The organism is Paenibacillus sp. UASWS1643, from assembly GCF_008693195.1.
Classification (GTDB): Bacteria; Bacillota; Bacilli; order Paenibacillales; family Paenibacillaceae; genus Paenibacillus; species Paenibacillus amylolyticus_B.
The window spans coordinates 909,475-932,915 of record NZ_VXKZ01000115.1 but is presented as its reverse complement, the minus strand read 5'-3'; the positions used below and the strand labels follow the sequence as shown (position 1 = coordinate 932,915).

The 23,441-nt window shown below is 44.7% G+C and carries 21 protein-coding genes; 15 read left to right on the top strand and 6 right to left on the bottom strand.

What is annotated here, in order from left to right; genetic code table 11:
- Positions 1–10: 10 nt before the first annotated feature.
- From FE296_RS28440 to FE296_RS28430, 3 genes are all read right to left on the bottom strand, one after another.
- Positions 11–901, bottom strand: coding sequence for an ABC transporter permease (locus FE296_RS28440; protein ID WP_124114741.1), 891 nt, complete (start codon positions 899–901; stop codon positions 11–13).
- A 90-nt stretch (positions 902–991) separates the two neighbouring features.
- Entirely contained in the window at positions 992–2,596 is a 1,605-nt protein-coding gene (locus FE296_RS28435; protein ID WP_150367215.1) for a type 2 periplasmic-binding domain-containing protein, read from the bottom strand.
- Between the two features lie 186 nt (positions 2,597–2,782).
- The gene (locus FE296_RS28430; RefSeq protein WP_150367214.1) at positions 2,783–3,793 is read right to left on the bottom strand and encodes an alpha/beta fold hydrolase; all 1,011 of its coding nucleotides are present in this window, start codon (positions 3,791–3,793) and stop codon (positions 2,783–2,785) included.
- Between the two features lie 124 nt (positions 3,794–3,917).
- On the opposite strand from FE296_RS28430, the gene FE296_RS28425 reads away from it, so the two are divergent.
- On the top strand, positions 3,918–4,802 hold the full coding sequence (locus FE296_RS28425) for a LysR family transcriptional regulator (RefSeq protein WP_150367213.1): 885 nt from the start codon (positions 3,918–3,920) through the stop codon (positions 4,800–4,802).
- A gap of 42 nt (positions 4,803–4,844) precedes the next feature.
- A complete protein-coding gene (locus tag FE296_RS28420; RefSeq protein WP_223869077.1) occupies positions 4,845–5,378 on the top strand; it encodes an NUDIX domain-containing protein in 534 nt (177 codons plus the stop codon).
- Between the two features lie 162 nt (positions 5,379–5,540).
- Here FE296_RS28420 and FE296_RS28415 read toward each other — a convergent pair whose 3' ends face one another.
- Positions 5,541–5,888: a winged helix-turn-helix transcriptional regulator gene (locus tag FE296_RS28415; RefSeq protein ID WP_124114746.1), complete on the bottom strand. Its 348-nt coding sequence runs from the start codon at positions 5,886–5,888 to the stop codon at positions 5,541–5,543.
- A gap of 134 nt (positions 5,889–6,022) precedes the next feature.
- Here FE296_RS28415 and FE296_RS28410 point away from each other — a divergent pair, with 134 nt between their 5' ends.
- The 7 genes from FE296_RS28410 (at position 6,023) to FE296_RS28380 (ending at position 11,687) form a co-directional block, all read left to right on the top strand.
- Positions 6,023–6,937: a DsbA family oxidoreductase gene (locus FE296_RS28410; RefSeq protein WP_150367212.1), complete on the top strand. Its 915-nt coding sequence runs from the start codon at positions 6,023–6,025 to the stop codon at positions 6,935–6,937.
- Positions 6,938–7,417: 480 nt separating this feature from the next.
- On the top strand, positions 7,418–8,203 hold the full coding sequence (locus tag FE296_RS28405; RefSeq protein WP_150367705.1) for a helix-turn-helix domain-containing protein: 786 nt from the start codon (positions 7,418–7,420) through the stop codon (positions 8,201–8,203).
- A complete protein-coding gene (locus tag FE296_RS28400; RefSeq protein ID WP_150367211.1) occupies positions 8,200–8,847 on the top strand; it encodes a GNAT family N-acetyltransferase in 648 nt (215 codons plus the stop codon). The genes FE296_RS28405 and FE296_RS28400 overlap by 4 nt, the downstream gene beginning before the upstream one ends.
- Entirely contained in the window at positions 8,834–9,853 is a 1,020-nt protein-coding gene (locus tag FE296_RS28395; RefSeq protein WP_150367210.1) for an alpha/beta hydrolase family protein, read from the top strand. Before FE296_RS28400 ends, FE296_RS28395 begins: the two co-directional genes overlap by 14 nt.
- Before the next feature lie 73 nt (positions 9,854–9,926).
- Positions 9,927–10,490 carry a GNAT family N-acetyltransferase gene (locus FE296_RS28390; protein WP_124114751.1) on the top strand — a complete coding sequence of 188 codons (564 nt, stop codon included), beginning with the start codon at positions 9,927–9,929 and terminating at the stop codon, positions 10,488–10,490.
- 78 nt (positions 10,491–10,568) lie between these two features.
- Positions 10,569–10,754 (top strand): hypothetical protein, encoded by a 186-nt coding sequence (locus tag FE296_RS28385; protein ID WP_150367209.1) that lies wholly within the window; start codon positions 10,569–10,571, stop codon positions 10,752–10,754.
- A 354-nt stretch (positions 10,755–11,108) separates the two neighbouring features.
- Positions 11,109–11,687, top strand: coding sequence for a hypothetical protein (locus FE296_RS28380; RefSeq protein WP_150367208.1), 579 nt, complete (start codon positions 11,109–11,111; stop codon positions 11,685–11,687).
- 530 nt (positions 11,688–12,217) lie between these two features.
- Here the strand turns inward: FE296_RS28380 and arfA are convergent.
- Positions 12,218–13,726: an arabinosylfuranosidase ArfA gene (arfA, locus tag FE296_RS28375; protein ID WP_124114754.1), complete on the bottom strand. Its 1,509-nt coding sequence runs from the start codon at positions 13,724–13,726 to the stop codon at positions 12,218–12,220.
- Between the two features lie 209 nt (positions 13,727–13,935).
- Here arfA and FE296_RS28370 point away from each other — a divergent pair, with 209 nt between their 5' ends.
- The 5 genes from FE296_RS28370 (at position 13,936) to FE296_RS28350 (ending at position 20,844) form a co-directional block, all read left to right on the top strand.
- Complete coding sequence (locus FE296_RS28370; protein ID WP_124114755.1) at positions 13,936–14,868, top strand: ArsR/SmtB family transcription factor; 933 nt, start codon at positions 13,936–13,938, stop codon at positions 14,866–14,868.
- Positions 14,869–15,099: 231 nt separating this feature from the next.
- Positions 15,100–15,948: a BglG family transcription antiterminator LicT gene (gene licT / locus FE296_RS28365; RefSeq protein ID WP_150367207.1), complete on the top strand. Its 849-nt coding sequence runs from the start codon at positions 15,100–15,102 to the stop codon at positions 15,946–15,948.
- A 157-nt stretch (positions 15,949–16,105) separates the two neighbouring features.
- The gene (locus FE296_RS28360; protein WP_150367206.1) at positions 16,106–18,037 is read left to right on the top strand and encodes a beta-glucoside-specific PTS transporter subunit IIABC; all 1,932 of its coding nucleotides are present in this window, start codon (positions 16,106–16,108) and stop codon (positions 18,035–18,037) included.
- Between the two features lie 42 nt (positions 18,038–18,079).
- A complete protein-coding gene (locus FE296_RS28355; protein WP_150367205.1) occupies positions 18,080–19,546 on the top strand; it encodes a glycoside hydrolase family 1 protein in 1,467 nt (488 codons plus the stop codon).
- Between the two features lie 173 nt (positions 19,547–19,719).
- Complete coding sequence (locus FE296_RS28350; RefSeq protein ID WP_223869076.1) at positions 19,720–20,844, top strand: phosphotransferase enzyme family protein; 1,125 nt, start codon at positions 19,720–19,722, stop codon at positions 20,842–20,844.
- Between the two features lie 98 nt (positions 20,845–20,942).
- Here FE296_RS28350 and FE296_RS28345 read toward each other — a convergent pair whose 3' ends face one another.
- Positions 20,943–21,794, bottom strand: coding sequence for an AraC family transcriptional regulator (locus tag FE296_RS28345; RefSeq protein WP_150367204.1), 852 nt, complete (start codon positions 21,792–21,794; stop codon positions 20,943–20,945).
- Between the two features lie 176 nt (positions 21,795–21,970).
- Between FE296_RS28345 and FE296_RS28340 the strand changes: the two genes are divergently transcribed.
- On the top strand, positions 21,971–23,377 hold the full coding sequence (locus tag FE296_RS28340; RefSeq protein ID WP_150367203.1) for a family 4 glycosyl hydrolase: 1,407 nt from the start codon (positions 21,971–21,973) through the stop codon (positions 23,375–23,377).
- Positions 23,378–23,441 lie beyond the last annotated feature (64 nt).

Below are 23,441 nucleotides of genomic sequence, written 5' to 3'. Positions count from 1 at the left end.
TTCCTCCTTCTTAGAAGATACGATAGCCAGCCACTCTGTAAGCCAGGATGTACGATACAGCAACGAGAACACTGGAAATGATCGATTTGAATAACCCAACAGCGGTACCAATCGAATACTGTGCCTGTTGGATTCCCAACCGATATACATAGGTATCAATAATATCACCGGTCTGATAGACAACAGGGGAGTAGAGATTATAGATCTGGTCAAAGCCAGCATTGAGTACGTTTCCAAGTGAAAGTACGGTCATTAAAACAATGGTTGGCATGAGGAGAGGCAACGTAATGTAGATGGTCTGCTTCCACCGTTTCGCTCCGTCGATCACTGCAGCCTCATAAAGTCCCGGATCAATACTGGTCAGAGCTGCCAAATAAACAACCGTGCCAAATCCGAAACCTTTCCATATGTCACTCACAATCATCGTCCAAGGGAAAATAGAGGGTGTGCCAAGAAAGGAGATCGGTGCAATACCAAATACACTTAGAAATGTATTAATAATGCCGTCGGAACTAAGGATATCCAGCATGATGCCGGCCATAATGACCCAAGAGAGGAAGTTCGGAATGTAGACCAGTGTTTGAAATGTACGTTTGATTCCACTGTGCAGTACCTCGTTAAGCAGTAATGCGAAAATTACCGGTACGATTATGCCACCGATAATCTTAAAGACAGACATGTACAATGTATTCCAGATCGTTCTTACAAAGTTCGGCTGATTAAAGATGTGGCTAAAATTATCCCATCCTACCCATGGCGAGTTGAATCCAAGGCCCGGATTGTACTTCTGAAACGCAATAATAAGTCCGTAGAAAGGGATATAACTAAAGATGAAGACCAAGACCAGGCTTGGAATCAACATGAGATGGTAAGGACTCTGCTGCTTCCATTTTCTCAACATACATATTCCTCCGTTCATCGTACGCCAAATGTAATCGCTATCAAATAAAGGGGAGAGATGACCCTCATCCCCTCTTTGTGACAAACGAAATTATTTCTTTCCGTAGGCTTCATTAACTGCCTGGGTTGCGTTATCGCCCCCGGCTGCACGCCAATTCTGGACAATAACATCGAAATAATCGATACTTTCGCTACCCATAATGATCTTGGTGAAGCCTTCGGTCAGGATATCATCCAAGGTTGTGCCGTAGCTTGAAAGTATTTCTGGCGTAACACCCCATAAGGCCGTCTTTGTGTAGTTCTCGCTGTCCAGTACTTTCTTGGCAAGTCCATAAGCATTTTTTGGAGCCCCTTGTTGCAAATAATCACCAACTGCTCCTGGGGTTGCATTCTCCATGAATTCAACACTGTTATTATATTTTTGCCACATACCCGAAGTCGTAAGTCCACTGGTATCCTTGGATTGAAGGGCAGCCGAGACCGCCTCAAATTGCTCGTAATCGGAATTCGGATTAAGTACACGGAACGCTCCAACAACATGGGCAATATCGTTGTCCAGCAAGGCGGATAACGTTTCTGTGGATTCCTTGCCATTGCCTTCATCCACAATATAAGCATAGTCGTTCAAAATTTTGATCACTTCTTCAGGGTTCTTAAATCCCTTTTTCATAACGATATAATTGTTGTTGGCGAAGAAAATGGATTGTTTGGCTTCTTTCCCATCAACGGTAGGGATGATATAAGGGTAGAAGATGGCGTCCTTACCCAGATTAGATACCGTATCGACACCCGGATTATAACCCCACCACTGGTAATAAGGCTGCATGCCCACTTTACCGGCTACAATATCCGCGTTCATCGCATTAAAGTCTTTGATTGCAAATTCCGGATCAATGATGCCTCGCTTGTACCATTCTGACCACTCAGCCAGCGCATTTTTCATCTCTGGCTGCACTGAACCGTACACGAGTTTTCCATTGCTATCCTCCATCCACATATCCGGATGCGCATTCCATGCAATGGCGAGCAGGTTGAGGTAATCCAACGATTGGTCTACCGCTATACCATAACCACCGTGCTTTTCCATGAATTTTAGTGCGATATTCTTGATGTCTTCCACCGATTTCGGATCTTGGAGTCCCAATTCTTCTTTCCAGTCGTTCCGGATCCAGATGAAATCCGGTTGTTCAATTAATCCCCAGTGCATCTGTGGTATCCCGTACAGCTTACCGTCCTTCTTTCCAGATTCGTAGCTGTCCGCATCTGCTTCCATGTAACCTTTGAGGCGATCTGAAGCGTGTTGATCAAAGACCTCGGAAAGGTCCATGACCATATCTGCTTCGACCAACTGTCTTAGTTGTGATGGATTAACTCTGAATACGTCAGGAAGATCGTTCGATGCGATAGCCAAATTGAGTTTTGTATCATACTCATCGCTAACCCAGTCTGTTTTGACGTTGATATTAAACTTCTCTTTGTATCGCTTAATCCATACATTGTTGGTGATATCGTCGCCCTTTGGATATTTTGCAGAAGAGTATTCTGATGTTACGGTATGAATGGTTGTCGTTCCAGCCTCGTTGGAATCCGTGTCCATCGTTGAACCTTTATCAGCACCGCTACCATTGCTACAGGCTGCGAGTAATAAGGTTGACATGCACACAGACAAGACTAAAGCTTTCGTTTTCTTGTTCATTTCTTTTCCCCCTTATCAGTCGTATTTCAATAGCGCTTTCTTGAAAATATTCTAAACGAGAAAGGGGGAATGTGATATAAAGGTTATTGACGAGAACCGGTGTCTTTTTTTACTTTTGAGTTGTAGCGGAGAAAAGATAAATGAGCTTTGTGCACTTTTTTTACTTTGTACTCCTTCTTTTTTTACTCATGTCTCCAAAAATTGCTTTAGATGACGATCGATAACGAGTGAATCCTCTTCGTTTGCTCCAATTCCAAAGCAGTGTCCCCACTTGGACTGTATAGGTTGATACACAGCGTTTGGCATATGTTGAACATCATACGCACTGTCTTCTGGTGTGAAGAACAAGTCACTTGATCCTGGCATAACGAGTGCAGGAGAGGTGATCTTGCTTAACGCCTGTTCGAAGTTGCCGATATCTACGGGATTATCGCTAATGTCTCCATATATTCCTGTACGCAGCATGGTAATCAAGTCGTTAGCATCGAAGGGAAGAAATACCTGATCCCAGTAATCTTCTACATAAGATTTCAAGGAGTCGTAACCCTCAGATTGATACAATTTCTCCAAATAGTACGCCTGCGAAAACCCCCATGGAGCATACGCTCTTCCCATCGCTGCGAGACCGGCAACCGGAGGGCGTTCATATCTACCATTTTTATAATTCGAATCTGCCTGTAACGCCGCGATCATTGCTTCGAATACCAACTGTGTATGGGGTCTGCTCTTTGCCGTTCCGCCAAACGGGGCAATACGCTCGACCATCTCAGGATAACTGGTTCCCCATTGATAAACCTGCATGGCTCCCAGAGACCAGCCCACAACGAGTTTAATTTTGGAGATACCGAATTTTTGAGTGATGAGTTGATGTTGGGCACGCACATTGTCATACATGGAGATGAGGGGAAAGTTGTCCTTATCGTATGGGGCAGGGGTATTACTTGGAGAGGAAGATAAACCGTTCCCCAACATATTGGGCACCACGATAAAATAACGACTGGGGTCCAGTGCCATGTCTGTTCCAATTAACCATTCATTATCTGTGTGAATTCCAGCAAACCATGTAGGGACAACAATAACATTGTCCTTTGCCGCATTTAAGTTTCCATAAGTCTTGTAAGCGATTAAGGCTTGAGGGAGCTGTTGTCCCGATTGAAGTAATGTATCTCCAAGGTTATATGTTTCATAATCGTTCATAGATTGATTCTCCTTATAAAATAGTAATAACTTGATTTCACTCTACAATACGTCTATTATCAATTCAACGAAACGTTATCGAACATATCATTCATTTATTTTGAACTTAGGAGGTGCCTGACTCATGGAAATACGCCAGCTAAAAACCTTTTGGACACTTGCATCGACCTGCAGTTTTAGTCAAACTGCTGAATTATTGAGCTATGTACCGTCTACCATAACCATGCAAATCAAATCGCTGGAAGAAGAGCTCGGTGTGAAATTGCTGGATCGACTAGGAAAAAAGGTCGTGTTAACGGATGCTGGTCAACAGTTTCTGCCGTACGCCACTAAGATATTAAACGATGTAGAGGAAGCGAAGTGCATATCCAGTCAGCATGGAGAATTGGCGGGGACGGTTGTGATCGGAGCAGACGAAGTGCTGTGTGCATATCTTCTTCCAGCCTTGTTCAAACGCTTCCGAGCGGACTATCCTGGTGTGCGGTTATTGTTCCGCCCCTTGTCTGGGCAAGAGCTTAAATCGAGTCTGAGAGAAGGGCATGCCGATGTCGTTTTTGTATTGGATGAGCCTATGAATTCCAAAGACCTTCATTCAGAGTTTTTAAAGGATGAGACCTTTCAAATGGTGGTTTCTCCCGATCATATGTTAGCATCGCGTTCCGCGTTAGTTGTTGATGACTTCCACAAACAGCATTTTTTAGTGACCGAAAAGAACTGTTCGTATCGCACTCATTTTGACCAATCCATAACAAAGAAAGGTGCGGATGCTCTGACAGAGCTGGAGTTTCATAGTGTAGAAGCCATTAAACAATGTGTTGTGGCTGGTCTGGGGATCGCTTTATTGCCTGAGATGGCGTTGAAGAAAGAGTTGAGCGAAGGGGAAGTGGTTGTTCTGCCGTGGGATTTATCAGATGTATCCTTTTCTGCGCAAATGCTCTGGCATCGGGAAAAATGGATCTCTCCGTCCATGGCTGCTTTCATGGAGGTCGCCAAAAGTGAGTTCATTTGATTGTTCAGAATTTGTTTAGAGGTATGTGTTAAAATATTCTTCATGGAAATCGTGATGTTAAATGGAATCAACCTTCAACAACATGAGACAGATATATATGGGGGATTAGCAATGGAGAGAAAGATTAGAAATTCTGCAAAAGCATTGATCATTAAAGACGGAAGAATGATTGCAATGAAGCAGGATGATAATGATGAAGTCATCTACATCCTGCCTGGTGGGAGCCAGAATGCAGGTGAAACCCTGACGGATGCTGTGAAGCGTGAAGTTGCGGAAGAAATCGGAATCGATGTAGAACCGTTATCACTGGAATTTGTCATTGAAGGGGTATACGGTGAAGCTCTTCATCGTGTAGATTTTGTTTTTTTATGCGAGTACATAGGTTTGGTGGACCAAGATAGTTCTATTCTGCCAAGTGACGAAAATCAAGTGGAATATGAATGGCTCGAAATTAAAAATATAAACGAGCTACCTTTATTTCCTTCAAAATTACGAAAGCAGATCATTAGATTGGTTGAGGGAGAAAAAACGGTTATGTATTTAGGAAATGAGGAAGATGACGACCTGAATAGTTAGATGTGTACATGTCGTAAACAAGCGGCTGTCTTGTATTTATAAAGGAAAGGCTATTTCAAAGGACGTGATGGTCCATTGTAATAGCCTTTTTGCCGTTGAACAAAGTGTACAGAACGATTAGAAAATGAACATCTATGCTGAGGTCTTACAGTAGGCCAGATGTTATATTTCTTGTTCCTTCACGCCTGTTGTCATATTTTTCTGACCCCACATTACCATGGATTCAATTAAAGGAACCAATTCCTTGCCTGATTCTGTGAGCGAATACTCCACTCTCGGTGGCACCTCGTTATATTGCTCCCGATGCACGATGCCGGAATGAATCAAATCCTTCAAACAGTTCGTTAGCATCGTTCCGGTAATGCCAGGCAGTCTTCTTTTTAATTCATTGTAACGTATACAGTCATTTTCACTGAGGATTGCCAGGATCGGAAGATTCCACTTGCCTCCAATGACCTGAAATGCATAAGTCGCTGGACATAACTGATCGAAATTAAACTCGTATTTCACTTGATACCCTCCAATAGTATACTTTTTGATACTAAGTCAGAAAAAGAATCGTACTTGTTCAGAAGATTGTAAACATTATAATCAAACTAACACAAAGAAATCAATTCATAAGACAATATAAAGGCGGGATAAACGTGAGTAACGAATCAATGATGTGTGATCTGGAAACAGGCGTATGTGGTGCGAATGAGGAAGAGGCGATGCAAGAAATCAATCTGAATCACGTTGAGAAAAGGATAACTATTTATTACGCAACAGATCCGATCTGCTCTCACTGCTGGGCGCTTGAGCCTGTACTTCATCGGTTTATTGAGGAATACGGCCATTATTTTACGCTGCAAATTAAAATGGGAGGGCTACTGGCTAACTGGAATGGTTTCTCGGATGGTGCTAACGGGATTCAGAAACCTTCGGACGTTGCAGAGCATTGGAAGGAAGTGGGTGAGCATTCACGCATGCCCATCGACGGTTCCTTATGGCACGATAATCCAATACTTTCTTCTTATCCGCCATCTCGCGTATTTAAGGTCATTCAGAGTACACACCCTGGGAAAGAGCATGACTTCTTAAGACGTGCGCGTGAAGCCGTGTTTGCATTTAATCGAAATATTGGAGAAGATGATGTACTGAGGGATATCGTCAATCAACTGGGCTTGAATGGTAAAGAAGTGGTTGAGGCGGCTGCACAGCAATCTGCACAAGAGTTATTAGAGGAAGACTTTGAGAGTGTCGCTAGTTTGGGAGTTAGAGGTTTCCCATCCATTATCATTGTGAATGAAGAGAACCATGGTATGAAAATTGTCGGAGCGCGCTCTCTTGAGACATATGTGCAAGCACTTCAGCAGGTGCTTGGTGGCGATCTGAAACCAAAACAGATAACCTCATTGGAGCAGAAAATCAATGAGGGACACCTTCTTTTCTCTAGAGAAATGGAGGTCATGTACAATATCGAAAAGACTGATGTTGAATCATATGTGAAATCTGAATTGGCAGAGCACACATATCGTGTGGGTTATATTTTGAATGAGATGTATGTTGAGCATATCTGAGACAGGAAATGCAAGAAATTGAATTAGCACATTTTTTACGGAAAGAGTATTATCAATATTGAATGGAGTGAACCTAACGGGCAGGTCACATATGTGGCTTGCCCGTTTTGTGTATCTTTGAGTAATAAATAAGTGGTGTTCTTTCTATCGCTATATACTTGCTTATCATGAAATTTCTGGCATGTCAGCGCAACGTTGAAGGGATACATAGAAAAAGGGCAGGAACCGAGACCATTTTTGGTGCGTTTGTTGGACTGATTTTTATTGGGGTTTCTATCGGTATGCCCCCCAATAAGATGATTACATTCATTGTAATACAGCCTCGAAAATAGAAATCAAATCCAAAGCAGGTCAGCGATATGACTTGCTTTTTTTGTACATCTGCAAAAAAACTGATTTGAATTGAAAACGAGGCTTGACCTTAGGTCGGACCTAAGGTTTATGCTATGTACAGGAAGAACAGCGAAGGTGGAGATGACAGTGAATGCTGAAATTACAATTAGCGAATTGGCCAAGCTGATGCACGTATCGGTACATCAAATTCGTTATTTTGAGGAAAAGGGAGTGTTGCATCCGGCTTACACAGGTGATAATCAGTACCGAATGTATGGCATGGATGAAGTGTACAGGCTTGCCCATATTTTATTGCTGCGTAAGATGGGGCTGTCCGTTCAAGTGATCAAAGAATGTCTTACACGTCTGACTCCCCAAGAGATCACACTGCTCTTTCATCAGGCACTGACCGATACCGAAGCCGAGATTAAGAAACTTCAGGAGACCAAGCATTTTATGGAGAAGTTATTGGAGGAAAAAGCACATCTTGCAGATCCGGTGGAGACAGCATGTAAAATCATTCAGCGCGAAGCCACGCCGCTATCGCTATGGTTTGAAATGGAGGCTACTGCCACGCTGAATGCGCAGACACTTGTACAGCACAAAGACAAGATCACCAATCTGTTTGAAGCAGATATCCATTATGTCTACGATTCGTCCGGTATTGTAGGCCTGTACACTCCCGCCATCGAGGGAACGGATCATCTGGTGCTGCCAGCGGGAACATATCTGTCCTGTCATCTTTTTGTGGAAAATGAAGAACAACTGGCTGCTCACATTCAGCATTTTTATGCTAACACCGAAGAGGTGGGATATGTCTGTCAGGGGCCACTACTCATGGTGGAAAAATCGTATTTATCGTTGTTCACTCCCGACAAGCTTCATTATGAATTACTGTCACAGATCATAATAGAACAGGAGGTTGCCTTATGACACATCTCGTTCAGATTGAACGCATCCAGCCTGATCGTTACAAAATAGCCAGCGAACTGATGGCTTATGGATTTGGACATAAATTTCAGAGATCCACTTCAATGTCTTTGTCAGATCTGGCTACAGCCTTTGAGCAGATGCTGCATCATGTTCCCCAAGATATTGGAAATCTGCGCGTGGTCGCACGAGAAGACGATGTCATTGTGGGCACGATGTCGTTGAAGTGGAAGCCGTGCTCTCATGAACAGATCGCTGGAAAGGTGAGAGGTTCCCAGGTGTGGGACGCTTGCAATCACATCGGCGCTTGGAGACGCCTTCTGATGTTAACGGGAATTCATTTGCTGAAACACGAACCTGTGACGCAGGAATGTTACATCGAGGATATCGTTGTGCATCCACAACATCAGAGCAAGGGAATTGGCAGACAATTACTCGCCTGGGCGCAGCAATACATGCTGCAATCCCCGCAGATGTCGTATCTCAGTCTGCATGTGGCAAGTCACAACCTGAAAGCCATTCGGATGTACGAACGTCTGCAGTTTCACACACAAAACAGTACAAAAAGCTGGATGACCGGCATGCTTCTCGGTGAACAACAATGGAATTATATGACTCGCAAAGGAGAATATCATGCTTCAACGTAAAAGAATCTGGATTTCACTACTCGTCTTCATTTTATTAATTGTTGGTACAGGAACGTACATTGTTGTGCAACAGGACTACAGTATGGTCGAACAACACATCGAAATTCAAACCCCACAAGGCAAACTGACAGGTACACTGTCTCTGCCTGAGAACGAATCTGGCAAGCTGGGACTCGTGCTTTTCATCCATGGTGATGGTCCGATTGATTCGACACATAGTGATGGATATAAGCCATTGTGGGAGCTTCTTGCTTCCATAGGATACGCTTCGTTGTCGCTGGACAAACGCGGCATAGGTGGTTCCGAAGGCAACTGGCTGAATCAAAGCATCGATGATCGCGTAGTTGAAGCTGAGCAAGCTATCGCTTGGGCGAAAGAGCAACCGATGATTGATGGTTCTAAAATTGGTGTATGGGGAGCAAGTCAGGCAGGGTGGGTCATTCCCAAGCTTGCAGGCAAGGAAAATCTCGCATTTAGTATTCTCGTTTCTCCAGCGATCAATTGGCTGAGACAGGGAGAATACAACACACGGAGTCAAATGGCCAAGGATGGATTTTCGGCCACTGAGATACAAGCACAGGTGGATTACGATAACAAGATCAATGATGTGTTGAAACGTCATGGTTCTTATGAGGAATACATTAGGCTTGCGCGTCAAGGTGAGGAACAGATGATCAAGGATCGTTGGAACTTTGTGAGTAAAAACTTCACAGTGGATGCAACGGAGGATTTGCACAATTTCAAAACACCAGTCCTGCTATTGCTTGGAGAAGATGACGTCAACGTCGATATCAAGGATACTGAGCGTGCATATCGTCAGGAAGTCAAGCCGTCATATTTGCTTCACAAAAAGATTTTTCAAAACACGGAGCATTCGATGCTTCCTACATCCATTGCAGGCTCGGAATGGAGAATAGGGCTGAGATTCCTGTTTGCTCCAAGAAGTATTACCACCGCTGGGTATATGGACGAGATTGAACAATTCCTGACCAAATTGGCGTTATAATGAGAACAGGTTGAGCACCGATTTTATATTGAATCGTAGTAGCAGGTATAATTAAATTCTGGAGGCGAACGAGATGCTGGAATTAGAGTTTACTACTATAGAGGAGTGGGATGAAGCAATGTGGGCACGGATGGAGCGGATCTATCATGAGGCCTTTCAAAGCGGTGCGAAGACAAAAGTGATTCTGCGAAGTATGCTGGACCGAGGGGTTGGTTATTTACACACGGGCGTGCATCAGGGAAAAGTGGTTGCGATGGCTGTTACTGGACTGGAGGGGAAGGCTGTGGACCGCATTCTGATCATTGACTACCTCGCAGTTGATCAGAAGCTGCGCGGGTTGGGCATAGGAACCTGGATGCTGGAGCAGCTCAGAGCCTGGGCATTAAGGGAACATGAGATCAAAGGGATACTTATCGAGGCGGAGTCCGGGACAACGGGGGCTCATCAGGAACGTATTCAGTTCTGGCAACGCAACGGGTTCATCCTGACCTCCTATGTCCATCAATATAGAATGGTGCCAGAACCATATCAGGCAATGATGCTGCCACTGGGCAGAAGCATGCATGTGCCTGATGATGGTGAGGCACTGTTTCGCTATATCAATGCTTTTCACAAGGTTGCTTACCGAAAGAGTTAGACCCTCAAACTATTTCACAATGAAGACGGGCAGAGTGAACAGGTCAGGGAACACCTGCATTCGATTAAAAAGCAATGGATGCGATATGCGCTGCTTGCAGAAATTGAACGCAGATTGGGTCATCCCGAGAGAGCAATTCAGTACGCTCAGGAAGCAGTGAATGCCTCAAACGGCGTCGAGCGTTATATGCTGGTTAAAGAATATGAAAGATATAACGCCGCACCTGAACATATCATACATACCTCACCGGATCACGATGAATGAAGATAGAATACATTTGAATCACACATTGTGGCTTGTGGAGAAACGATTTGGACTCAAAACAAAGCGAAGTCTGGACCGGCTAAATTATGTGCGACTGAGTTAAATGAAATAAAATGAGAGAACGGAGCATATGCGGAGGTTGAGGTAGGAGATGGCAGAGGTTCCACAAAGCAATCTTTCCATCAATAATTACTCCAATCTAAAAATTTCCAGCATCATCTCGTTGTTGTGTATTTCTATCCCATAAAGCGCTGGTCATTTTTCAATTTCGGCACACGGATGTACTATTCGCACAGGCAAGTCGTCCACCCATTGCGTAGACTGAAGTAGATCAAGTCAAGTGAGGTGAATTCCATGGCTAAAACCAGTGAAATACACGTCCGGGTGAAACGGCTAAAGGATCGCCCAGTCTGCGTGACTCTTCATAATGGCGAAACGTACGTCGGGTACATCTCTGGCGTTAACAGCGAAGGCGTAGTTCTGACCAGGGGCGGAAAGGTTACTCAGGCCGCAATCACAGCACTCTCATCTGAAGGCAGTGCTCGCAAAACCAAACCTAAAGCAGGGGCTACTAGAAAAACAGCATCCTCTCGAAACCATAAACGGGTGAACAGTACTCGTAAGTCGCAGGTACGATCCCGGTCGATGTCTCGTTCAACATCTAGGCAAGCCCAGGTATCATCTTTCATGCCTATGCTAGGCTCATTGTTAGGTGGCTTTGGCGGACTTGGCGGTGCAGGCTCGATTGGAGGTATGCTAGGCGGTGGTATGCGGTTGTTTGGCATGATCCAGCGGTTTACACCTGTGGTCAAAATGGGGTATGGCATGATTAAGCAGATTCAGCCATTTATGGGGGCGGTTCAAGGGCTGATGACTCCAGCAAGCCAGGCTGCGGCAGAAGCCGAAGGTGAAGAGGAAGCACAACGAGGATAATACTTGAAAATGAAAATCGTGAAATAGAACACAACCTTCTTTTCATTTGGGAAGGAAGTATTGCTAGTGTGTTGGCTGATTTGATCTCTTTCTGATTTGATCTCTTTCTGATCTGTTCTATTCCTTATCTTCTCCGCTAGATGCTTAACTGAAAGCTGCTCTCCGTACGGCAAACGGAGGGTGGCTTATTTGCTTATGCTGTATATGAGATTCGAACCAGCTCGATTTCGCATGCTTGCTCAGTGCTAACGAACACAGCAAACCCTATTCGCTGCAAAATGCAAGCTAGAGTGAGAAAACGGCGCTGATTCTGCAGCATAGCTTCTCCTGTGTTCGTTAAATTCGTTCGTTGCGATGAACAAAAACTGAGATTTCCAATACGCACCAAACGTCTAACTTTGGAACTATGTAGTTGGGCCAACTACCCTCATGCAGCAAAAAGCACCGCGCGCAGGGAGCTGCACGCGGTGCGAAAAACAATGCTGATGTTGCAGAGTGGAAACCGATTCTATTCCGCTGTTATTAAGCCTTTATGCCTGTTTGGTTTTGAGGCGAATCACGTTCCATGATGCTTTGTTCAAGACTGCTTGCACTTTACCCTGGTCAATCGTTGTATATCCGCCATTGTGAGGAACAACGTTGCGCGGGTTTTCTTTCGTATTGGTTGCTTTCAGATCGTTGTTCTCCAGTACAATATGCTCCACGAATGTCGTTTCTCCGAAGGAGCGCAGGTCTACGTTGAGTTCCAACTGCTCATCCAGATGTCTGTTTACCGCAAAGATTGTGATTGTACCGTTCTCTTCATCATGCACACTGATCGCTTCGAGATAAGGTACATCTGTAAAGTCTTTGGAATCATATTTAGGTGAAGTTGTGATGGAGCGTAACACCGTACCGCGTCCGAAGTTGGATGCATGCATGAACGGGAAATAGGTCGTCTGGAACCAGATCGCTCCGTTATTCTCGGTCATGATTGGTGCAATGGTGTTAATCAACTGAGCAAGGCAAGCCATTTTTACACGATCGGCGTGTTTGAGTATGGTAATCAGGTAACAGCCCACAGCAAGTGCATCTTCATGTGTATACACATCTTCAAACTCTGGAGGCGCAATCTGCCACCGTTCTTCCATACGGCTTGTGCCGATGGATTTCCAGACATTCCATTCATCCAGAGACAGCATTAATTTCTTTTTGCTGCGTTTCTTGGCTTGTACAAAATCACAGATTGAAGCAACACTATCAATAAATTGATCCAGATCCAGCGATGTCGCCAGGAAGTCATACGTGTTGTCTTTATTGTTGTTGTAATACTGATGCAGGGACAAGTAGTCCACATTTTCATAGGTGAGATCCAACACGGTTGCTTCCCAATCTGCAAATGTACTCATGTCACGGCTGGAGCTGCCGCACGCGACGAGTTCGATATCCGGATCAACCCATTTCATCGCTTTGGCTGTCTCATTGGCAATACGGCCATATTCATATGCAGTCATTGCACCAATCTGCCAAGGCCCGTCCATTTCGTTGCCTAGACACCAGGTTTTGAATTTATGCGGGTCCTTGTAACCGTGAGAGATCCGCAGATCACTCCAGTATGTGCCGGATGGATGGTTGCAGTATTCGATCAGGTTTCTGGCCGCATCGATGCCGCGAGTACCCAGATTTACAGCCATCATCACTTCGGTTCCAACCAGTTTGGCCCAGTCTGCAAATTCGTTCGTTCCTACGGCATTCGTTTCAATCGTCCACCATGCCAGTTCAAGTCTGCGTTTACGCTCCGCTACCGGACCAACACCGTCCTCCCAATTGTAACCGGATACGAAATTTCCGCCCGGATACCGAACGATGGGTACGTTCAGAGCCTTGATCGCTTCAATGGCGTCCTGACGAAAACCTTGAGCATCGGCAGTAGGATGACCTGGATCATAAATACCGCCGTATACGGCCCGCCCCAGATGTTCTATAAATGAACCATAGACTCGCGGATCTACTTCAGCAATCTGAAAGTCTTTATCGATAAGCATTTTGGATGTAAGCATGGTAAGTACCTCCATTGGATGAGTTCATATTCTTGAAAGAAGTAATAGTGATATTGAATTCGCTTAAAAGCAAAATCAAATCATTGATTTGTTATTTAATATGTATCATAATGCTTATATAATGAGCAAGTTCATTTTAATGAGTTCGCAAAATAGCGAATCCTGAAATTGGGATAGATCGATTTTACTCAAAAAAGGAAGTGAACATCATGATGCTTGGGACAGATGCAGCTTCATTACTAATTTACGAGGCACTGGCAAGTGAAGCCCGTTTAAACATTGTGCGCCTGCTGCTACAAAACAGGGAAATGCATATCAATGCGCTTGCCCAAGAGCTTTTTCTGAGCAAAGCTATTGTAAGTACACATGTAAGCAAGCTGCAAAAAGCCGGGATTGTCGGTAGCCGAATGAAACGGGAGAACGGCGGAACCTATAAGTACTGTTTTATCGTACGAGAGTTCATGACTATTAACCTGTCACCAGAGCCTGTTGACGCTCCTTACCATGAAATATCCATACCGGTAGGTCAATATACAGATTATGAAGCATGGCCGACCTGCGGGATTGCGACAACTACGCAGATGATTGGACAGTATGACACACCTGCCTGCTTTATGGACCCGGATCGGGTGAACGCGGGAATCCTTTGGATGGCAGCAGGTTTTCTTGAATATAAGATTCCCAATTATCTGTACAATGATCAGCATCTTCGAGAGATTGAAATTTCCCTTGAATTAAGCTCGGAAGCGCCAAAGGTGAACGAAAACTGGCCGTCTGATATTCGCTTTACCCTTAACGGCAATGATCTCGGTACTTGGACAAGCCCTGGCGATTTCGGGGATCGGAAAGGTAAACATACGCCACTATGGTGGAAGCTGGATGTCAACCAGTATGGTGTATTGAAAATGCTGCGTATTAACGGGGAAGGCACGTTTATTGATGGTCAGCGCATCTCGGACGTGCGCGTTCAAGACCTGAATCTGGGTGCATCCACCTATTGGACCTTTGGATTAAGACCGGAAGAAGGAGTAGATGGCCGAGGGGGACTCACGCTGTTTGGCAAAGGTTTTGGCAACTATGATCAGGATATTCTGATTCGATACTATTATGATGCTCAGGAAAATAAGACTCCAGATGAATAGGTTATGCGTTTTGATAACAATTTATAGAGGGAAATTCCACGATGAACCACACGCAGAACAATTCCAGAGTAATGGTATTGACAACGATTACATAGCTGATATAAGATACAGCTATATAAGGAGTGTCACTGATTCGATCAGGCACCACCAAAGTCTGGATTTCACAAGTTTGTTTATTACTTGTGTATTGGACATTGGTGGTGCTTTTTGCATACTGGGGGTGATTGCATCATGAGGTTTAAAAAATCGTTAAATAACAACATCGCACTGGCGGAAGACGCCGAAGGCTGCGAAGTCATTGTCATCGGAACGGGTGTTGGCTTCAAAAAAGTAAAGGGACAGCCGATTGAGCAGAGCCAAATCCAGAAAATGTTCCGAATCGGCTCGAATGATAAATATCAGCGAGTCGAGCAATTTCTCAACGATATCCCTCTGCAAGTCATCGACATTACGGATCAGATTATTGAAGAAGGCAAGACGATGATTGGAAAAAAGCTGAATGACTCGATCCTGTTAACACTGGCGGACCATATTCATTTTGCGCTGGATCGTTTCAAAAAAGGCGTGGATGTGCAAAATCCGCTTCATTGGGACATTCGCCATCTATATCCTGCCGAATACCGTGCCGGAGAATGGGCAGTTCAAAAAATCAATGATGCTTTTCTAGTCTCACTGCCATCTGGTGAATCAAGTTCAATTGCCCTTCATTTCGTGAACTCACAATTCGACTCGGGCAGTATGAACCAAACGATTAAAATTACACAGATGATTAATGACACTTTAGGTATCATGACTGAACATTTTGGAATGGCACTGAATCAGGAATCTGCTGATTTTTCCAGGTTCATCACCCATCTGAGATACTTCATTGTTCGTCAGTTGAACCGTGAAGTGCTCTCGTTCAAAGATCAACAATTTCTATATGATGTATTGTCGGAGCGGTATCCTGTCAGTTTCCAATGCGCACTCAAAATAAAGGAGGCGATGGAGCAGCAACGCGGATTTGTGATTACTCCCGATGAGATGGTATATCTCATGATCCACATCGAGAGAGTGACATCCCGTACCGATACGGATTGATCTCATACAACCTGTTTGAAGTTATACCATCATCAAAATGAATTGAATATGGAGTGTTACTGATTCGATCAGGCACCACCAAATGTTTCCGACTCCGCATCTGCGGCGGGCCGGTATTACATTTGGTTTTTTTTTCGCCAAAAAAGGAGGAAGCAACATGAATCATCGGGAGTTGTCCAAAGAAATTATCCAGTTAACAGGAGGGCAAGAGAATATTACCCAAGCCTGGCATTGCATCACACGGCTTCGTTTCAACGTTCGAGAGCAAAACAAAGTTCAATTGGAACAGATCAAAGCGCTTGATGGTGTGCTCGGCGCACAGTTTCAGAACGATCAGTTTCAGGTGGTCATTGGCAACCAGGTTGCAGCCGTATATGAGCAGATCGAGGATCAAATGAAGCAGAGTAGCATATCGAAGCCCGAAACAGACGCGCCACGCTCTAAAGGGATTAATGCTGTTTTGGATACGATCTCCGGCATTTTCACTCCGATTCTGCCTGCCATCGTAGGTACAGGAATGTTAAAGGGGATTCTGGCACTGCTCGTTACCCTTGGAGCGATACAGGAGAACAGCGGTGAGTATCAAGTTCTGTCTTCAATAGCAAATGCGGCCTTTTATTTCTTGCCTTTTCTTCTGGCCCTATCATCAGCCCGAAAGTTCAAAGTGAATGAATATATCGCTCTGACGCTTGCAGGTACTTTATTGTATCCTACGATTCTGAACGCGTATCTGGCAAACCAGCTTGAACCGATTCGTTTTCTCTCTCTGCCCGTGTCCATTGTGAATTACACCCAGTCTGTTATTCCCATTATTCTGGGTGTGTGGCTTCTGAGTTATGTACATCGCTGGGTGGATCGTTTTATTCCCGGTCCGGTCAAAGTCATCTTTACCTCGATGATTGTGCTAGTCATCACGGTGCCGATTCTATTAATTGCTATTGGCCCCCTAGGGAATTACATGGGCATCTATCTGGAAATGGGCACTTCTTGGCTCTTTGCCCATTCGGGTCCGTTAACCGGCATTATTCTTGGCGGCTTCATGCCGCTGATTGTTATGACGGGAATGCATTATGCGTTCTTCCCAGGCACATTGCAGAATCTGAGCAAACTCGGATATGACGTACTTTTGCTTCCGATCAACCTGATAACTAATATGAGCCAGGCTGGTGCAGTCACGGCTGTTTTCCTCAAGACCAAAGATAAAAGAATGAAATCCATTGCTTTATCCAGTGGTATATCCGCCTTGCTTGGCATTACTGAACCCGCACTGTACGGTGTCACCTTGAAGCTGAAAAAACCATTTTACGCTTCACTCATCGGTGGAGCAGCAGGGGGTGGATTTATAACCGCAGTAGGTCTGAAATGCTTCGGTTTTGCTGTACCAGGATTGCTTTCACTTCCGTTATACATTGGCCCGAATGGTGGGATGTCCAATTTCTGGTATGCATTAATCGGAATCGGCATCAGCTTTAGCGTTTCCTTCGTGGTGACTTTGCTGCTCAAATGGGATGAGCCAAATACACGCAATTCCGCCCTGTCCGACTCAACACAAACATTAACCGAACAGGATACAACCATTTCCTCTTCTCAAGAAATGGTAACACCTGTCACAGTACATTCCATTGAGGAAAAGAAAGGGGAGGTGTTCAGCCCGCTCATTGGTGAATTGGTGCCGCTCTCAGAGCTTCCGGATCAAACGTTTGCCGAGGAATTGACCGGGAAAGGTATTGCCATTCGTCCGCAGGATGGACGTGTTACAGCTCCTTTTGACGGAACCGTCACGTTGGTTGCTAAAAGTAAACATGCGATTATGCTGACCTCCTCCAGTGGAATCGACATTCTCATTCATGTTGGACTAAACAGTGTGTCGCTCAAAGGGAAATATTTTGACGTGAAGGTTGTTGCCGGACAAGAAGTGAAGAAGGGTGAGTTGCTTCTGGAATTTGATATGGATGGCATTCAGGGTACGGGTATTGATCTTGTGACACCAGTCATCGTAACCAATACGCCGGATTACCTCGATGTAGTACCTGTTCAGGTGAAGGGGGTGATTCCAATGAATGAATTGCTTCTCCTCACCGTTCGTTGACAGCTTCATGAATACCACATACAAAAAAAGGAGAGAAACAACATGACAAAAACAATTAAATACTCATTTCCTGAAGGATTTTTATGGGGCGGAGCTACCGCTGCCAATCAGCTCGAAGGTGCATATGATGCAGACGGCAAAGGACTCTCTACCTCAGACATGGCTCCATTCGTACCTCATGAGGAGCGCAATGGCAAGGATTTTACCTTCGACGTCGATTCTGTTCAATTGGAAGAATACCTGAGCGGTAACACAGACGTATATTTCCCGAAACGGAACGGCGTGGATTTCTACCACCGCTACAAAGAAGACATTGCCTTGTTTGCGGAGATGGGTTTCAAAGTGTTTCGTCTTTCGATCGCATGGACACGGATCTTCCCGACAGGCGAAGAGGCTGTTCCCAATGAGGCTGGTCTGGCATTCTATGACAACGTGCTGGACGAGCTGTTGAAATACGGGATTGAACCGCTCGTAACGATCTCGCACTACGAAATGCCTGTAGAATTAACTCGTAAATACAACGGCTGGGAAAGCCGCGAGATGATCGATCTGTATCTGAAGTTTGCCAACACACTGTTTGACCGTTACAAAGACAAAGTGAAATACTGGATCACCTTTAATGAAATGAATATGATGCTGACAAGTCTGTATACTGGCGGCGGCATTCTGGAAGATAAAATTAAAGGTACACAGGAACAGGTGGCATATCAGGCAACTCATCATCAATTTGTTGCAAGCTCACTGGCTGTCAAAAGTGGTAAAGAGAAGATGCCCAATGCTCAGATCGGCTGTATGATCTGCCGCCTGGAAACGTATGCTGCTTCTAGTAAACCGGAGGACGTTCTGCAGACGATGAAGGAAGATCAGATGAACCTGTTCTACCCAGAGGTACAGGCACGGGGCGAGTACCCATCCTATATGCAAAGATATTTTGAGGAAAATGGCATTGAACTGGTTAAAGCACCTGAGGATGATGTCATTATCCGGGACAATACCGTGGACTTTATTGCTTTCAGTTATTACATGACGTATATCGGAAAATATGATCCCAATGACAACAGCAACTCTGGTATGCTGGTAAGTCAGATCAAAAACCCTCATCTGAAAGCTACTGAATGGGGATGGCCTATCGATCCGATTGGTCTTCGCGTCGCGCTGAACCGATTGTATGATCGTTACCGGATGCCGCTCTTCATCGTTGAGAACGGGCTGGGTGCTATCGACACACCGGAAGAGGACGGGGCAGTGCATGACCCTTATCGCATCAATTACTTGCGCAGTCACATTGAGCAGATGAAAGAAGCTGTCGCTGATGGCGTGGAATTGATGGGCTTTACCAGTTGGGGACCCATCGACATCATTAGTTGCTCGACTTCTGAAATGGGAAAACGTTATGGATTTATTTACGTGAATCAAGACAATGCAGGACACGGTTCATTGGAAAGAACCCGCAAGGATTCCTTCTACTGGTACAAACAAGTTATTGAAACGAACGGAGAAATCCTGTAATTATACAAAATTTTTACACGCCGCCCGTATGGGCGGTTCTTTATTCTACACTTGTAAAATCAGGGATAATTATATAAACTTGCGATATTCAAACAAGAGGAGTGAATTCAATGTCTAACAAGGTGATTGTGCTTTAGGTTCACAAAAGGATATTTGCGTTACAGAGATTCCTTTTGTGGACATTGCAGTGCGGGAAACCGTCCAAACAATGTTTACTGGAGGAGATTATTATTAATTTTAACAAAGCTGTTGACATCAGCAATACACATGTACTGAAGCTGGTACCCGAGCTGTTTCATCTGGAGGGTTACAATATTCAGCTTATTTCGCCTCATGAGGGTGGACGTAATGTCGTTTACACCTGCGAGCAAGAGGGGCGTGAATCGTTAATTCTACGGGTGTCTTTTTTGCCTGACAGAAAGCGGGAAGATTACATTGCCGAACTGGAGTATGTCCGGTATCTGTTTGAGCACGGTGCAAGTGTCTCGAATGTAGTCAGCTCAAAAAAGGGCTATTTGTTAGAAGAGATCACTTATGATGAGCATACATTCTTTGTCTGTATGTTTGTGAAGGCCAAGGGGAAGTTGCTGGTAGAAAACCATTATCAGTACCGTGAAGGGGTCCCACTTACCGAATATTATTATAATAGCGGAAAAGTTCTGGGCAGAATGCATCAGCTATCGAAAGGGTACACTCCCGTCCATCGCCGGCATCATCTGATTGACAATTACAGCGGTGAATATATCGATAATCTGGTACCTGAATCATTCTCTTTGCTTAAGGAGAAGATGGTCTTGCTCCTGAATACCTTACAAGGTTTGGATACAAACCAGGAAACATTCGGCATGATCCATTTTGATTATAACGATGGGAATTACTCGATCGATTTTGATACCGGTCAGATCACCGTGTATGATTTTGATAATTCATGCTTTGGTTGGTATATGTATGATTTAGCAGATCTTTGGACACACGGAGTAGGCTGGGTTCAATTTGAGCCGGATGTGGACAAACGCAAACAGTTCATGGATGACTATTTCCAAACCGCCCTCGCTGGATATACTTCAGAGACCAAGATCGAAGATTCGATGTTGGAGAAGCTGCCTTTATTTATTCAAGTCACCCTTCTGGAAAATATTCTTGGTCAATTTGAGGAAATGCAGCGTGCCGGCGAAGAACCGGAAGTTGACGAAGAACTGTTGTATCTCATTAAATGTCTGGAAGAGGATATCCCGTACAAAGGATTTTTCCATGAGATGTATTCCACTGAAGCTCCTTTTGAGTACGAGGGACGCTGAAGGGACCTGTACGTAAACTAAACCCGGAATAACCAAGGATTCATCAAGTGTGGAGGCAGCCGGATTGACCGGTTGCCTCTTTGTTTGTCTGTGGCATGTTATTCAAATTTGGAAGGGGGCACGTTGTAGAATTTTTTGAATGCTTTGGAGAACGTAAAGGGATCGGGATAACCCAGAAATCCGGCAATTTGCTGGATCGTATATTTTTTCTCATACAGATAGTCTCTGGCCCGGTTCATTTTGATCTGATTGATATACTGCCCAGGTGTTATACCGAGAATTTTTTTGAACAAAGAAATAAAATATTTCTCAGAGACGCCGGCAATATCTGCAAGTTCGTTAACTCGGATGGCACGATGCAGGTTTGCATCCACGTATGGGAAAACATTCTGCAGAACTTCCAGACTTCCTTCGATCTTCCTCGGTTTTCGGTCTTTCAGAAACTCACCGTGATACAGCCCTTGCCTATGTAATTCCAAAATTTTGGCGATGACGAGAAGTAAAGAGGCTTTCAAGTAAAGCGGACTTCCGGAAGCACCTCTACTCTGCTTGAACCTTCGATAGGATGAGGTGAACAGCGTTGATTCCTCTTGAATCAGATTGCCGGCTACAATGCCCGGAAGTTGAAACTCGGCGAGAATTCGCTTTTGCTCAGCGATGCTGAAATCAAAGTGCATGTATATAAATCGGCACAGATCTCCGGTCGTGGAAGCCATATAGGGCATATCCGGACAAAAAAACACCACGTCACCCGGTTCTGCCATATGCTCGATTCCATTGATGGTAATCTGGACGGAGCCTGCTGTAATGAACCACAGATCATAATCGGAATGAGACTTGTGCTCTGTCCAATTGCTGTCGTGCGTTTGTTCCAAATAAGAGCTCATGCGAAGTGTGATATACTCCGAAAGTTCGTCGATTACACTCATATTTACAGTTCCTGCATGCATCTAATCCAACTCATTCCTCTCCACTTTATGACATCCTTTATTTTTCACTATCATATCAAAGGAATTATCTCTTGTTAACTATCGTACGATATGACATGTATTGAAAACTATCACACATTCCGATTCCAGCCCACTCACCTATAATGAATTTATATCGTTACGAGGAGGGGTTATTGATGAATGCTACAAGTACACAGCAACCAAAGGTAGTTGTTATTGGGGCGGGCAGCCTGTTTTTTGGTCGGCAGTCCATCTGGCAGATGGTACACTCCCCATATTTGAACCAGGGAACGCTGGCTTTGGTGGATACGGACGAGGAACGGCTCTCGAAAATGGTAAAACTAGCGGAAATGGTCGCCAAGGAGAACAACGTATCCCTAAAGATTGAGGGTTCAGTGGACCGAAGACAGGTACTACCGGGAGCCGACTTTGTTGTACTCAGCTTTGCGGAAGAATCGGTGAAATATCGGGGCATCGACTGCCAGATTTCTCTAAAGTATGGGATTCGCATGTGTTCTGGCGATACGATTGGCCCGGGCGGGATCTTTCGTGCGATGCGTGAACTGCCGGTTATTATGGAATGCGCTAAAGACATTGAGGAGTTGTGTCCCGATGCGTGGGTGATCAATTATATTAACCCGTCTACCGTTCATGGCATCGCATTACATCGATATGCTCCGAAGCTTAAATCGTTTGCGCTGTGCGATAGTCATCATATGCCGCATAAGAAAGCCTATTATGCCGTACGAGCCGGAATCATCGAAAATACAAGCCAGTTCACCGCAGAAATAGACCAGAAATTTGATTTTCGCATCGCTGGTGTTAATCATTTCACTTGGCTGCTCAAAGCCGAGTATGATGAAAAAAATGTGATGCCCACCATCGCAGAAGCCATGCGCAAGATGGCAGGTGAGGAGAATAACGGCGGCGATCGCGGCGCAAAAGCTCTGTATAACGATGCGATTACCTACGAACTCTATGATATTTTCGGAATCATTCCCACTTGCACGGCTCATACGAAGGAATACGTTCGATATTGGCAAGGTCTTGGCAAAACTGAGGACACCATTCCTCCATTATCGATCTGGGAGACAGAGGACAGGTATGAGCGTCATGACGAAATGTGGCGTCAGGTGGATGACTTTCTTGCAGGGAACATCCCCATCGCCGATTACATGAGTACTTTTGGGCCGGATCATGCGACCGACATCATTGAGAACATGGTGGGGAACTTGGGCAAAAAATTCTTCATCAATACGCTCAATCAAGGTGCTGTAACCAATATGAATACCGATTCGTTCCTGGAACTACTGTGCGATGTAGATATGGGTGGAGTGAAGCCACTCCATATAGGCGAGATGCCACGTGGAATTAGAGGTATGCAAGAACTTGTACTGGATACGCATGAGCTTACGGTTGAAGCTGTTTTGGAACAGAGCTACGAGAAGCTGAGAAGGACGATGCTCACCGACCCGCTCGTAAGTTCCATCAGTGACGCGGACAAGATCATCCATGAATTGTTGGAACTGGAGCGTAAGATGATTCCGGACGTTTGGTATAAGGATAGACTGCAGTATAGCTGAGAATAGAGAACGATAATAGACCACGTCAGCTCCTTCAAAGGGCTAATGTGGTCTTTGCTCTTTA

Coding starts and splice junctions, on each gene's coding strand:
- FE296_RS28420 (WP_223869077.1), top strand. CDS start 4,845: ATGGAAATCGTGATGTTAAATGGAATCAACCTTCAACAACATGAGACA.
- FE296_RS28340 (WP_150367203.1), top strand. CDS start 21,971: ATGAATGCTACAAGTACACAGCAACCAAAGGTAGTTGTTATTGGGGCG.
- arfA (WP_124114754.1), bottom strand. CDS start 13,726: ATGCTTACATCCAAAATGCTTATCGATAAAGACTTTCAGATTGCTGAA.
- FE296_RS28435 (WP_150367215.1), bottom strand. CDS start 2,596: ATGAACAAGAAAACGAAAGCTTTAGTCTTGTCTGTGTGCATGTCAACC.
- FE296_RS28355 (WP_150367205.1), top strand. CDS start 18,080: ATGACAAAAACAATTAAATACTCATTTCCTGAAGGATTTTTATGGGGC.
- FE296_RS28440 (WP_124114741.1), bottom strand. CDS start 901: ATGTTGAGAAAATGGAAGCAGCAGAGTCCTTACCATCTCATGTTGATT.
- FE296_RS28360 (WP_150367206.1), top strand. CDS start 16,106: ATGAATCATCGGGAGTTGTCCAAAGAAATTATCCAGTTAACAGGAGGG.
- FE296_RS28430 (WP_150367214.1), bottom strand. CDS start 3,793: ATGAACGATTATGAAACATATAACCTTGGAGATACATTACTTCAATCG.
- licT (WP_150367207.1), top strand. CDS start 15,100: ATGAGGTTTAAAAAATCGTTAAATAACAACATCGCACTGGCGGAAGAC.
- FE296_RS28345 (WP_150367204.1), bottom strand. CDS start 21,794: ATGCATGCAGGAACTGTAAATATGAGTGTAATCGACGAACTTTCGGAG.
- FE296_RS28390 (WP_124114751.1), top strand. CDS start 9,927: ATGCTGGAATTAGAGTTTACTACTATAGAGGAGTGGGATGAAGCAATG.
- FE296_RS28385 (WP_150367209.1), top strand. CDS start 10,569: ATGCGATATGCGCTGCTTGCAGAAATTGAACGCAGATTGGGTCATCCC.
- FE296_RS28380 (WP_150367208.1), top strand. CDS start 11,109: ATGGCTAAAACCAGTGAAATACACGTCCGGGTGAAACGGCTAAAGGAT.
- FE296_RS28370 (WP_124114755.1), top strand. CDS start 13,936: ATGATGCTTGGGACAGATGCAGCTTCATTACTAATTTACGAGGCACTG.
- FE296_RS28425 (WP_150367213.1), top strand. CDS start 3,918: ATGGAAATACGCCAGCTAAAAACCTTTTGGACACTTGCATCGACCTGC.
- FE296_RS28400 (WP_150367211.1), top strand. CDS start 8,200: ATGACACATCTCGTTCAGATTGAACGCATCCAGCCTGATCGTTACAAA.
- FE296_RS28395 (WP_150367210.1), top strand. CDS start 8,834: ATGCTTCAACGTAAAAGAATCTGGATTTCACTACTCGTCTTCATTTTA.